General features: G+C 70.5%; 10 protein-coding genes. 6 read left to right on the top strand and 4 right to left on the bottom strand.

Annotated features, from left to right (window positions below):
* Positions 1–2: 2 nt before the first annotated feature.
* The 4 genes from ACFYWX_RS23150 to ACFYWX_RS23135 form a co-directional block, all read right to left on the bottom strand.
* A complete protein-coding gene (locus ACFYWX_RS23150; RefSeq protein WP_389425964.1) occupies positions 3–905 on the bottom strand; it encodes a carbohydrate ABC transporter permease in 903 nt (300 codons plus the stop codon).
* On the bottom strand, positions 902–1,813 hold the full coding sequence (locus ACFYWX_RS23145; RefSeq protein WP_389426095.1) for a carbohydrate ABC transporter permease: 912 nt from the start codon (positions 1,811–1,813) through the stop codon (positions 902–904). Before ACFYWX_RS23145 ends, ACFYWX_RS23150 begins: the two co-directional genes overlap by 4 nt.
* 115 nt (positions 1,814–1,928) lie before the next feature.
* Positions 1,929–3,257 (bottom strand): extracellular solute-binding protein, encoded by a 1,329-nt coding sequence (locus ACFYWX_RS23140; protein WP_389425963.1) that lies wholly within the window; start codon positions 3,255–3,257, stop codon positions 1,929–1,931.
* Positions 3,258–3,533: 276 nt separating this feature from the next.
* Complete coding sequence (locus ACFYWX_RS23135) at positions 3,534–4,667, bottom strand: ROK family protein (RefSeq protein WP_389425962.1); 1,134 nt, start codon at positions 4,665–4,667, stop codon at positions 3,534–3,536.
* A gap of 264 nt (positions 4,668–4,931) precedes the next feature.
* Here ACFYWX_RS23135 and ACFYWX_RS23130 point away from each other — a divergent pair, with 264 nt between their 5' ends.
* From ACFYWX_RS23130 to ACFYWX_RS23105, 6 genes are all read left to right on the top strand, one after another.
* Positions 4,932–5,831 (top strand): N-acetylglucosamine kinase, encoded by a 900-nt coding sequence (locus tag ACFYWX_RS23130; RefSeq protein ID WP_389425961.1) that lies wholly within the window; start codon positions 4,932–4,934, stop codon positions 5,829–5,831.
* 231 nt (positions 5,832–6,062) lie between these two features.
* Positions 6,063–7,976, top strand: coding sequence for a phosphatase PAP2 family protein (locus tag ACFYWX_RS23125; RefSeq protein ID WP_389425960.1), 1,914 nt, complete (start codon positions 6,063–6,065; stop codon positions 7,974–7,976).
* Positions 7,977–8,067: 91 nt separating this feature from the next.
* The gene (locus ACFYWX_RS23120; RefSeq protein ID WP_389425959.1) at positions 8,068–9,738 is read left to right on the top strand and encodes an ArnT family glycosyltransferase; all 1,671 of its coding nucleotides are present in this window, start codon (positions 8,068–8,070) and stop codon (positions 9,736–9,738) included.
* A 48-nt stretch (positions 9,739–9,786) separates the two neighbouring features.
* On the top strand, positions 9,787–10,707 hold the full coding sequence (locus tag ACFYWX_RS23115) for a MurR/RpiR family transcriptional regulator (protein WP_389425958.1): 921 nt from the start codon (positions 9,787–9,789) through the stop codon (positions 10,705–10,707).
* 295 nt (positions 10,708–11,002) lie between these two features.
* Positions 11,003–11,380, top strand: a complete 378-nt coding sequence (locus tag ACFYWX_RS23110) for a hypothetical protein (protein WP_389425957.1) — start codon at positions 11,003–11,005, stop codon at positions 11,378–11,380.
* Between the two features lie 106 nt (positions 11,381–11,486).
* Positions 11,487–12,050, top strand: a complete 564-nt coding sequence (locus tag ACFYWX_RS23105; protein WP_389425956.1) for an antibiotic biosynthesis monooxygenase — start codon at positions 11,487–11,489, stop codon at positions 12,048–12,050.
* The last annotated feature ends 17 nt before the right edge of the window (positions 12,051–12,067 follow it).

Below are 12,067 nucleotides of genomic sequence, written 5' to 3'. Positions count from 1 at the left end.
GGTCAGTCCTTCAGTCCGGCATTGATGTCGGCGCCCATGACATAGCGCTGGAAGACCAGGAAGATCGCGATCAGCGGGATCATGGAGATGACCGATGCGCCGAGCAGTACCGACCAGTTGATGTTCTGCGCGCCGACGATGCTCTGGATGCCGATCTGCACGGTGAACTTGTTGGGGTCGTTGAGCATCAGCAGCGGCCAGATGTAGTCGTTCCACCGCCACTGGAAGGACAGGATGGCGAGGGTCAGCATGATGGGCCGGGAGAGCGGCACCATGATCCGCAGGAAGATCGACAGTTCGCGGGCGCCGTCGATGCGTGCGGCTTCCACGAGTTCGTCGGGAACCGTCAGGAAGAACTGGCGGAACATGAAGCATCCGGTCGCGGTGAGCACGGCCGGGAGGATGATGCCGGCGAACGAGTTGTAGAGGCCGAGGTTGCGGACCACCAGGAACTCCGGGGCGAGCATGACCTCGGACGGCAGCATCGTGGTGGCCAGGATGCAGATGAAGAAGACCTTGAGCCACTTGTTGTCGTACTTGGCCAGCGCGTACCCGGTGCAGCAGCTGACTCCCACCGTGAGGATCGTCGTGATCACGCACACGATGGCCGTGTTGATGAAGTACTGGGAGAAGTTGGCGCTGTCCCACGCTGCCTTGAAACCCGACAGGGTGGGGTCGTGCGGAACCAGCGTCAGCGGATAGGAGAACAGGTCGCTGGCCGGCTTGAAGGAGCTGAGGATGAACCACAGCACCGGCAACCCGTACAGGCACGCCAGGATCCACAGCAGTGTCGTCGCGGACACCGCCTGCCGGAGCCCACCGGTGGCAGCCCTGCGGGGCCGCTTCTTGGAGACGGCCCGTCCGGGACCTTTGTCGACCGGGCGTGGCATGTCTGTGGTTGTCATCGGTTCTCCACCCGCCGGTTGACGATCAGCTGGATGATCGCGACGGCCATCAGGATGAGCATGAGCACGAATGACGCGGCGCTCGCGTAGCCGATCTGGCCCCGTTTGAAGCCGGTCTCATAGATGTACTGGACAAGCAGGTTGTTCGACGTGCCGGGTCCGCCATTGTTGAGGGCGACGAACACCGGGTATTCCTTCATCGCGTTGATCGTGTTGAGCAGGATGACGATGAACGAGGTGGGCGCGATGCTCGGCAGCGTGATGCTGATGAACTGGCGCCATGGGCCGGCGCCGTCGAGCGAGGCCGCCTCGTAGTACGACACCGGTACGTTCTTGATTGCCGCGATGAACAGCAGCATCGAGAAACCCGTCCAGGCCCAGGATGCCGCCATCACCACCACTATCAACGACAGGTCCGCGTTCGACTGCCAGGGAACGGCACTTCCGCCGAGCTTCTCGATGACGTAGTTGACCAGTCCGAAGTTCTCACCGAACAGCCACCGCCACAGGACACCCACGACGATGGGCGACAGAAGCCATGGGATGAAGAAGATGACGCGGGCGACCGACGCGCCCTTGGCGTGCTTGCTCACCAGCAGGTTGGCGGTGAGTAGCGAGACCGCGAAGTTCAGCGGTACGAAGAGCACGGCGTACAGCAGCGTCCGGGTCAGCGCGTCGTAGAAGGTGGAGTCCCCGAACAGGTTGTGGTAGTTGTCCAGTCCGATGAACTGGAACGCCCCCACACCCGTGTAGTTCGTGAAGGAGTAGACGAGCCCGATCACCGCCGGCCAGACGAAGAACAGCGCGAAGAGCACGACATTGGCCGCGATGAGGACGAGCGGCGCAAGGATGTACCTACTGCGTCTCCTGGGCGGGCTCGTGGACACGTCCGAGGCGCGTTTTGTCATCTTCCTGACTCCGTGCTGGTGGAATGGATTGCGGTGGCTCACGCCATGAGCCCGGCATCACGTGGGCGCCCAGGTCCGGGCGGCGGTGTCTCGACCCGCCGCCCGGGCCTGTGGCCTACGATGCGCCGCCGACCTGCTGGTTGTAGCCGGCCACGATGTTCTCCAGGGCCTTGTCCGCCGACTGCTGGCCGTTGATCGCCTTGCCGAGCTCCGTCTTGGTCGGGTCCTCGGTGAGGCTCTTGCCCTTCAGCACCCAGTTCGTCTGCGCGCCGTTGAAGTAGCCGGAGATCGGGGCGTAGAGCGGGATCGACTCGTTGTACAGCTTGAACGCCGCCTGCGCCGCCTCGGACTTGAAGGGGTACTTCGGGTTCAGACCGCTCTCGACCGGCAGGAACCCGGACGCCTCGCACAGGGCCTGGTAGTGGGCCGGCTCGTACAGCCAGGACAGGAACTTCGTCGCGGCGGCGGCCGCGTCGCCGTTGTTGTTGAAGCCCACCGTCATGCCGCCGCTGTTGACGTCGCTGGCCTGCACCGGCTGGGCGGGAGTCGGGACGCTCGCCCACTCGAACTTCTTGATGCTGTCCGCGAAGGCGGGAACCTGCCACACGCCGGACCAGTAGGCGACCACGTCACCGCTCTGGAACATGGCCGACGGGTCGGCGCCGCTGGTCCACACCGACTTCGGCATGGTCTTGTTGTCGTTCAGTCCGACGAAGTAGTTCACGGCCTTCTTGGTCGCCGCGTCCACCGAGAACTTGCCGGAGGAGTCCGCGTGGACGTACTGCCCGCCCATCTCGTACACCATGGCGCGCAGCCGGGACGGCGACTGGTCGAACGTCAGGGAGTACTTGGCGTCGGTCTTCTCCCGGACCTTGTCCGCCGCCTTGATGAAGTCGGTCCAGGTCCAGGTCTTCTGGGGCGAGGTCGGGAAGGAGACGCCGGCCTTCTTGAACAGCGTCTTGTTGATGAACAGGCCGGACGCGGTGACGTCCGAAGGGATGGACAGCACCTTCCCCGACGAGTCCTTGGCGAGGAAGTTGGCGTTGATGTTGTTGCTCTTCTTGTTGGCGATGGAGCTGAGGTCGATCAGCTTGCTCGACCAGATCGGGTCCAGCGCCGGCACGGCCGCCACGTCGGGCAGGGAGTTCGCCTGCGCGGCATTGTGCAGCTTCGTCGCGTAGCCGTCGTAGGGGATGTTGACGAGCTTGACGTTGACGCCGGTTTCCTTCTTGTACTGCGCCACCATCTTCTTCCAGCCCGCGTCCTGCCCCGGAACCGTGGAGATCCAGAACGTCAGCGACTTGGAGTTCCCGCCCGAGTCGGAGCCCGACCCGCAGGCGGAGAGCAGCAGGGCACCTGCCGTGGCCACGGCAGCGAGGGGAACCAGGCGGCGTATGCCGCCGCGGCCGAGTCGGCGGGAGCGCCGCACACCCACAGTGGTCATCTTCGATCCCTTTTCGTGGTAGGGGACGGAGCACGGCGCCGACCGAGGCGGCACGGGTGCATTTTGCAGGAAATTTCGCTTTCCGGGGGCACGGCCTCGCCCGGCCGCGTCGCTCCTTGACGGGTGGGATCCCCGGCCATGAGGGCCGTCGTCGCACAAGCACGCCCTCGTGCGGCTGCCGTACTTCGCGTACGGTCGGGAGGCTCATCCGGAGTCGGCGTCCCGGCCGACTTAGAAAGCGCTTGTCCGGACATTGGCAGATCGAGTCGGAAGCCGTCAATCCTTCGCCCCCGCGGCCTCGGTCACGGTTTGGACTCCTCGGGAGACCGCGAGCCGGGCGGCGCCCACGACGGTACCGAGATCGCCGACCGTGCTGCTGACGACTTCGGTGGGCCAGCTCAGCCGGGCGAGCTCGGCCCGGACACCGTGCAGGAGCTGCGGGTACGCGCCGGTGCTGCCCCCCAGCACGACCAGCCCCGGGTCCAGTACGGCGGTCACGGCGGCGGCCAGCCGGCCCACGTCCACGGCATGGCGGTCGACGACGGCGCGGGCGGCGGCCCGGCCCTCTCCGGCCAGGGCGAAGAGCTGCTCGGCGGTGCTGGGGCACGGCCCGTCGGTGGTCGGCCATGCCTCCGCGACCCGCCGCAGCAGGCAGCGGGCTCCGATGTACTCCTCCAGCGCCTCGTGACGGGGCTGGCTGCCGTCGGCCCACGGGTAGGGCAGCCGGGCCAGCTCACCGGCGGCGCCGTTCGCTCCGCGCAGCACCTGGCCGCCGACGACGATGCCGAGACCGATACCGACGCCGATCCGCAGGTAGCCGAAGGTGTTCCGGCCCCGGGCGGCGCCCTCGTGCAGCTCGGCCAGGGCGGCGCAGTTGACGTTGTTCTCGAGGTGGACGGGGACGCCCGGCGGCAGCGCGACGGCCACGGCGTCGAAGACGGGACCGGCCTTGGCGGTCGCCGGCCGCATCCCGGTGCCCTCCTTCTCCCGCGCCGTGACGTCACCGACCGCGACGACGATGCTCCGCAGCGGGGCGTCGGCGGGCAGCGCGTCGAGCGCCTCGCGCACGACGTCGGCGGCGCCCGCCCGGGGGCCGGTCGCCTCGGCCAGCAGCGTGCCGTCCAGGGCACAGGCGCGTACCCGGGTGAGGGCGGGGCCGAGGTCGACGGCGAGGACGGCCCCGGCAGCCGGCCCGAGCCGGTAGACGGCGGCGGAGCGGCCCGTGCCGCTGGAGGCGGTGCCGGAGTGGGCGGCGAGCCGCACGCCCTCCAGCTCCGCGACGGCGGCGGACACCGTCGGCTTGGACAGGCCCGCCAGGCTCGCGAGCTGCGGCCGGGTCGCGCTGCCCGCCCCGGCCAGCACGGCGAACACCGCACCCGCACTCTCGGTCAGGCGCGGGGCTCTTGCCACGTCGTGTTCCAACAGTTACCCCACACAGGTCAGGGGCCGCTCTCCCGGGCCGGTCGTCAGCGCGATCGGCTCCGCGGGATGCGGCGATGAGATTCCTCTTGACGCACTGTACTTCGTTAGTTAACTTCCTAACGAACGTCACGGTACTCGCCTGCCGTGCTCCGCCAGAAGCCCGTCCCGGGGCTTCCCTAGCACTTCAACTACCCGTCCTTCAGGCACGGTTCGCCCGCCGTCGCAGCATTGCGCAACGACGAAAGAGGATCCGTGCAGGACTTCGCGCCCCTCGTGGTCGGTATCGACGTGGGCGGCACCAAGACGCATCTCCGCGCCCTCGCGGGCGACACCCCCGTGGCTGACCACGTCCGCACGAGCAGCGGCTGGCGACCGCACGATCCGGTGGCCGCCACAGCGTGGCTGGCCGCGCTGGTCGCTGACGCCCTGCCGACGGGCGCACGCCCGTCGGCCGTGGCAGTCGGCGGGCATGCCTGCGAGACCCCGCGCCAGTGCGCGCAGATACGCACCGCACTGCAACTGCACTTCGACGCGCCCGCGCTGGTCGTGGGCGACGCGGAACTCCTGGTCCCCGCCGCCGGCCTGGACAAGGGCGTCGGCCTGGTCGCCGGCACCGGCTCCGTGGCGGTGGGGCGGCGGCCCGACGGCACCCCCGTGCAGGTGGGCGGCTGGGGCGCGGTGCTCGGCGACGAGGGCGGCGCGGCCGGTCTCGTACGGGAGGCGGCCCGCGCCGTGTGGGCGGCGCACGACCGGGGCGAGGAACCCGACCAGCTGGCGCAAGCGCTCGTGGCCTCCCTCGGTGTGTCCGAGGTACCTGCGCTCGGCGCGGCCCTGGAGCGTGCCACGGACGTCTCCGCCGAGTGGGGCCGGCACGCTCCCGCCGTCTTCACGGCCGCCGAGGCCGGCTCGCCGCTCGCCCGTGCCGTGACAGCGGAGGCCGGCCGCTCCCTCGCCGCGCTCGTCGCCCGCCTCGCGGCACGCGGGGTCCACGTCGACGACGTGGTGGTCGCGGGCGGCACGGTGCTGTCCCAGCCCGCGCTGTACGACGCCTTCACCGCCTCCCTCGCCGAAACCGTGCCCACGGCCCGCGCCCGGCCACTGCGGGTGCCTCCGGTCGAGGGCGCGGTCGCGCTGGCACGGACGCTGCTGTGAGCGGCGGGTGCCCCCACAGTCCCTGTGAGCCGTAGGTCCTCGTTCACCCGCGGGCCACGTTCCGGCCGCCGAACCCACGCCAATGGGACACAACCCGGCCGTAGATCTTCGCTCGTACGCACCATCTGACGCACGGGCCACTCAACTCCCCGTCGCATCAGGCAAGATCGCACGACCTTCCCAGGCCGCCACGGCCGAAGAACTGCCGAAGAACTGAAGAGAGGCACACCCATGCCGTCATCCGCCGGGCACCACTCCCCCTCCCTGAACCGGAGGGGTTTCCTCAGAGCCTCCCTGGGCGGCTCGGCCGCGCTCCTCGCCGCGCCGACGTTCGTGGGGTGGCTGGGGGCCGCGGACGCCAAGGCCGCCACCGTCCCCGCGGCGTTCGTCGACGACTACAAGAGCAACGTCCTGACGAACCTGACGCCCGAGACCAACGCCGTGGTGCGGATCCTCGGCGGCATGGCGGAGGTGTGGAAGACCGGCGCCGCCTGGAACACCGGCACACCGCTGCGCCCCGAGGTGCTGCGCGCCAACATGCGCTACTGCGCCCAGGTCACCTCCGCGCGCACCGAGGCGCAGGCGAAGGAGGCGTTCGTCTACGACCGGCAGCACCAGAGCTACGCGATGATCGCCGGCCTGGGCCCGCTGTCCGGCCTGTACAAGGCGGGCGCCAAGGCGGTCACGTCGATCACCGGCGCCCCTCAGACCACTCCCCCGACCACGATCAGTGACTCCGTACCGGCCGACGCGCCCGCCGGTTCCGCGCTGGGCGCCGGCTCGTACACCTCGGACCTGGGCCAGGTGGCCAAGCTGGTCGACACCGTGCGCGGCCCGTTCGCCTCGGGCAACCCCGGCAAGTACGCCTTCCAGTACCCGCGCCCGTGGCGCATGAACGAGGACAGCGAGGTCGTCGACACCGGCCGCACGGACGCGCTCGGCTACCCGGTGTACGACTCGAAGGTGGTCGTCGTGACGCAGCTGCTGCGCCAGCGCGGCACCTCCGCCACGGACGACGGCGGCTTCCCCAGCGGCCACACCAACGCCTTCCACCTGGCGGCGCTGGCGTTCGCCTACGCCGTGCCCGAGCGCTTCCAGGAGCTGGTGACGCGGGCGTTCGAGCTCAGCCACACCCGGATCATGTCGGGCATGCACTCGACCGTCGACGTCATAGGCGGCCGGATCATGGCCACCGCCCTGGCCGCCGCCACGCTCGCCGACCCGGCCAACGCCGACCTCAAGAAGGCGGCGCGGGACCAGGCGCTGGCGTACTTCACGGCGAAGACGGGCACGTCGGCCGACACCCTCTTCGAGTACGCCCACTCCGACGCGGGCGACGCGTACGCCGACCGCCGTGCCAACGCCCGCGCCCTCGAGCCGCGCCTCACCTACGTGCTCACCCGGGAGGGCCGTGACAAGTCGCTGACCGTACCCAAGGGCGCGGAGGTGCTGCTGGAGACCCGGCTGCCGTACCTGGACGCGGCGCAGCGGCGCGAGGTGCTGCGCACGACCGCGCTGCCGTCCGGGTACGTCCTGCTGGACGGCTTCGAGCAGTGGGGGCGGCTCAACCTGTTCGCCGCGGCGGACGGGTACGGCTCCTTCGACTCCGACGTGAGCGTCACGCTCGACGCGACGGCCGGTGGCTTCCAGGCGGCCGACGCGTGGCGCAACGACATCGGCGGCCGGGGCGGTCTGACCAAGAAGGGCACCGGCACGCTCACCCTGACCGGCCACAACCGGTACACGGGCCAGACCGTGGTGGAGGACGGCGTGCTGGTCTCCGCGTCAGGGCACGCGCTGGGCCACGGCGACGTGCGGGTGGTCGGCGGGACGCTGCGGGTCGACGAACCGGTACAGGTGCACGGCGTGTTCGCGCAGGAGTCCGCCACGCTGGAGCCGACGCTGCGCGCGGGCCGGCACAAGGAGGTCCTGACGGTGACGCGACGGGTCGTGCTGGGCCCGGGCAGCGTGCTGTCGCTGCGGCTGGACGCCGAGCGTCCGCCGGCCGTCGGGAGCACCGTCCGCGTGATCGGCGCCCCGGCGCTGCGCGGCCGGTTCGACCGTGTGGAGCTGAACTCCGACCGACTGCGGGCCGTACCTGTGTACACGGCGGAAGGTCTGTCGGTACAAATCCTGAAGCGGTGACACCCCGCGTGGCGGGAGCCGGTGCGGAGGGCCATGCGATGGCCCCCGGCTCCCTCCCGCCACCGCCCGGCCGGGTGTCGCCGCGGGGCGGATGATGGCGAACGCACAGCACACGGTTCTCGACCCGGAAACGCCGCAGACTTTGCCCCGGGTGCCCCTCTCGCGGTCGTCCGGCCGGCTCCGCGGACCGTGGCTCGTGCCGCTCCTCGTCGTGGTGCTGCTCGCGCAGATGGCCGTCGCCATGGTCACCACGGCCGTCCGGCAGACGCCGACCATCGACGAGCCGGTCTACGTCGGGGCGGCCGCCGACTCCCTGCACGAGCACCGGGTGCGCTACAACCCCGAGCACCCCCCACTGGGGAAGCTGGTCATCGGCGTCGGGGTGGCGCTCGCCGGTCCGCACCTCGATCCGTCACCGGCCGACACCCAGGAGGAGTTCGGGCAGCGGCTGCTGTACGAGTCGGGCAACGACCCCTGGCGGCTGATGCTCTGGGCCCGGCTGCCGGTGATCGTGCTGACGCTGCTGTTCGGTCTGGTCGTGTTCGCCTTCGCCCGCGATCTCGCCGGCCGGGCGGCCGGACTGGCCGGCCTGGCCCTGTACTCCTTCTCCCCCGACCTGATCGCGCACGGTTCGCTGGCCACGCTCGACGTCCCCGTGGCCGGTTTCCTGCTGACGTCGGTGTGGCTGCTGTGGCGGGCGCGCCGGCGGCCCCGCCTCCATGTGCCGCTCGCCGGGGTGGCGCTCGGTGCGGCCCTGGCCACCAAGATGAGCGCGCTGCCGGCCGCCGCGGTGCTGGTGGGGCTGGCCGCCCTGACCGCGTGGCGCGGGCGCGCCACGAACTGGCCGCGGGCGCTGCTGCGGGCGGTGATCGTGGCGGTGACGGCCGTCGCCGTCGTATGGGCGGTGTATCTGCTGGTCGACCCCAGGCTGCGGTGGGAGCCGCAGCAGCCCGTGCCCCTCGTACGCGGAAAACGCGCGTTGCTGGTGCAGCTGCTGCCGTTCCCGGAGGCCTACCGGGACGGTATGCGCATCCAGTTCTGGATGGAGAACCGGCCGTGGGAGGGCTTCCTGTTCGGCCGTCTGTACGACGGCTCGCGCTGGTACTACCTGCCGGCCGCGCTGCTGGTGAAGACCCCGCTCGGCATGCTCGTCCTGTGGGCGGCCGGTGCGGTCGCGATGGTGGCGGTACGACGGCTGCGGCCCGCGGCGCCCTATGTGCTGCTCCCGGCCGCGGTGCTGCTGGCGGTGGCCATGGAGGGGGCGCGGGACTTCGGCACCCGGTACGCGATCTTCCTGCCGATGTTCCTGGCGGTGGCGGCGGGGTCTGTGCTCGCGGTGCGGTGGCGCTGGGGCCCGGTGGTGGCGGGGGTGCTGATGGCGTTCGTGGCGGTCAGCTCGCTGCGGACCTTCCCGTACTACCTGCCGTACTCCAACGAGGCGTTCGGCGGGCCGGCGAAGACGCATCTGCGACTGCACGACTCCAACGTGGACTGGGGCCAGGACCTGGGCCGGCTGGCGGACCGGCTGCGCGAGCGGTACCCGGGCGAGCGGGTCTGGCTGGTGTACAAGGGCAGCGGTGTGCCGTCGTACTACGGCATCGAGGCGTCCGAGCCGCGCGGGGTGCCCGCGGACCGGGTGCGCGGGCTGCTGGTGGTGTCCGACACCGCGGTGGCCAAGGCGCAGGGGTGGCTGGCCGGGTTGATCGACAGCGCTCGTCCGGTCGACGAGGTGGGCCACTCGATCACGATCTACCGCAGGTGAGCGGCTGAGCTATGTTGAGTTCTCGTGGAAGACAAAGGAGGCGCACCGGTGCCATCGCCGCAGCAGGCACGCGCACAGGCATCCGCGATCACCTCGGGAAAGACGGTTCCGCAGGCGGAGGCCGCCCCGACTTCCCAACTCAGGGCGCTCTTCGACGGGCCCCATCTGTCTCCGGGTCAGCGGCGCATCGCCCAGTACCTGATCGAACACATCACCGAGGCGGCGTTCCTCTCCATCACCGACCTGGCCGAGCGTGTCGGCGTCAGCCAGCCCTCGGTGACGCGGTTCGCCGGGGCGGTGGGCTTCAGCGGCTACCCGGCACTGCGCGAGAAGCTCCAGTCGATCGCCCTCGGCAGCCTCGCCGGCGGGGGCGCGGCCGAGGAGGACAAGAGTAACGAGCTGCAGGCGGCCGTCGACGCCGAGATCACGAACCTGGAGAACCTGCGCCGGGACTTCGCCGACCCCGACCAGGTCATCGACACCGGCCGCAAGCTGTCCCAGTCGACCCCCCTGACCGTCCTCGGCCTGCGCATCTCGGCCTCCCTCGCCGAGTACTTCGCCTACGCGGCGCGCCGTGTCCACCCCGATGTGCGGCTGGTGAACCGGGGCGGCAGCGTCGCGTACGACGCCCTGCTGCAGTCCCGTGAGGCGGGCGGCACCTGGGTGCTGGCGTTCTCGATGCCCCGGCACGCCCAGGAGACGCTGACCGCGGTCCGGGTCGCCCGCAGGGCGGGGCTGCGGGTCGCCCTGGTCACCGATCTGGCGCTCGGTCCGGTGGCCGACGAGGCCGACGTCACCTTCGCCACCGGTACCGGTTCGCGGCTGGTCTTCGACTCGTACGCCGCCACGGGCGTGATGGCCGCCGCGCTGCTCCAGGCCATGACGGACGCCGGCCCCGAGCGTACCCAGGCCCGGCTCGAGGAGTACGAGCAGATCGCGGAGGAGCACCACTTCTTCCTCCGGGACTGAGCCCATCGGTGAGCAGCCGCATTGTTGACATAGGGTGCCTTCCACCTAAATCACGCATGAATGTTTTCATACGCCTTGCAAAGGCGACGGCATATATAAATACTGCTCACGGCCGCACCGCCCGCACAGGGCTCCACGACGAACGCCCGGAGCCGCCGTCCCTACCCACGTCGGCGCCATGGGTGTTCGGGGCATCGCCTGCGCGAGCGCCCTCGGCGGCCCCGGTCATCCCCTGGACCGGGGCCGCCCGCCCCGTCGGACCACCCCTCCGACCCGCACACCGGAAGCGACGAACATGGCACTGACGACGATCACGCGGATCACCCCGGACTGGCCGTGCCAGGTCAAGTCCCCCGGCAGCTACGACTGGGAGCGCTCGGCGGCCAAGTGGCTGCGCGAACTCGTGCCGGCCCGCTACGCCAGCTACCCCCTCTTCCTGCGCCATCCCGTGCTGCTCGCCCGTCACGCTCAGATCCAGGTCCAGCAGGAGATACGGGTCGCCCGCACCGCCCTGCAGACCGCGCGCGCCGATCTCCCGCGCCTCGGCCTCCCGGAGTCCGTCATCGAGCACACCATCAAGCTGTACGCGGCCGAGGTCATGCAGCTCCAGCACATCGCCCGCAGCGTCCGCGCGGTCAGCCAGGCCCTGATGGACCACGGCACCACCCGCTGACGGCCCCGGCCCCTACGGCACGACTGATCCGGCCCCGCCCGGCCACATCCGACCGCCCTCGCCCGGGCAGGCATGACCGCCGCCACGCGTGGCACCCGTGGTGAGCATGAGCACCACCACCCGACGCGAACCGGTGACCACCGTCCTGACCTGGCAGGTACGCCCCGGCCACGAGCACGAGTTCGAGGAGTGGACGCACCAGGTCACCCGCTGCGCCCTTCGGTTCCCGGGCAACCAGGGCGTCGCCTGGCTGCGCCCCGAGGACGGCGGCCACCGCTACCACGCGGTGATCCGCTTCAGCGATCCGCACCGGCTCACGGCCTGGCTGGAGTCCGACGAACGGGCCGAGTGGCACGCGCGGATCGAGGGCGTCGCCTCGGAGGTCAGCAGTGACCGGCAGTCGACCAGCGGGATGGAGACCTGGTTCAGCCTGCCCGGCACCTCGGTGCAGTCGCCGCCGAAGTGGAAGATGGTGCTCACCACCTTCCTCGGCGCCTACCCGTTCACGCTGCTGATCCAGTGGCTGGTGACGCCCCACACGGCGAGCTGGCCCCTGCCCCTGCGCGCCGCCGTCTTCCCACTGGTGCTGCTGCCGACGCTCACCTTCGTCGTCATGCCACTGCTCAGTCGGATGCTGCGGCTGTGGCTGTACCCGCCGCCCCACCGCTGAGAGGGCGGCTACGAGCC

This window comes from Streptomyces sp. NPDC002888 (assembly GCF_042888465.1).
GTDB lineage: Bacteria > Actinomycetota > Actinomycetes > Streptomycetales > Streptomycetaceae > Streptomyces.
The sequence above is the reverse complement of the archived record's forward strand: the minus strand, read 5'-3'. Positions and strand labels throughout refer to the sequence as shown.

Coding starts and splice junctions, on each gene's coding strand:
- ACFYWX_RS23150 (WP_389425964.1), bottom strand. CDS start 905: ATGACAACCACAGACATGCCACGCCCGGTCGACAAAGGTCCCGGACGG.
- ACFYWX_RS23145 (WP_389426095.1), bottom strand. CDS start 1,813: ATGACAAAACGCGCCTCGGACGTGTCCACGAGCCCGCCCAGGAGACGC.
- ACFYWX_RS23140 (WP_389425963.1), bottom strand. CDS start 3,257: ATGACCACTGTGGGTGTGCGGCGCTCCCGCCGACTCGGCCGCGGCGGC.
- ACFYWX_RS23125 (WP_389425960.1), top strand. CDS start 6,063: ATGCCGTCATCCGCCGGGCACCACTCCCCCTCCCTGAACCGGAGGGGT.
- ACFYWX_RS23120 (WP_389425959.1), top strand. CDS start 8,068: ATGATGGCGAACGCACAGCACACGGTTCTCGACCCGGAAACGCCGCAG.
- ACFYWX_RS23110 (WP_389425957.1), top strand. CDS start 11,003: ATGGCACTGACGACGATCACGCGGATCACCCCGGACTGGCCGTGCCAG.
- ACFYWX_RS23105 (WP_389425956.1), top strand. CDS start 11,487: ATGAGCACCACCACCCGACGCGAACCGGTGACCACCGTCCTGACCTGG.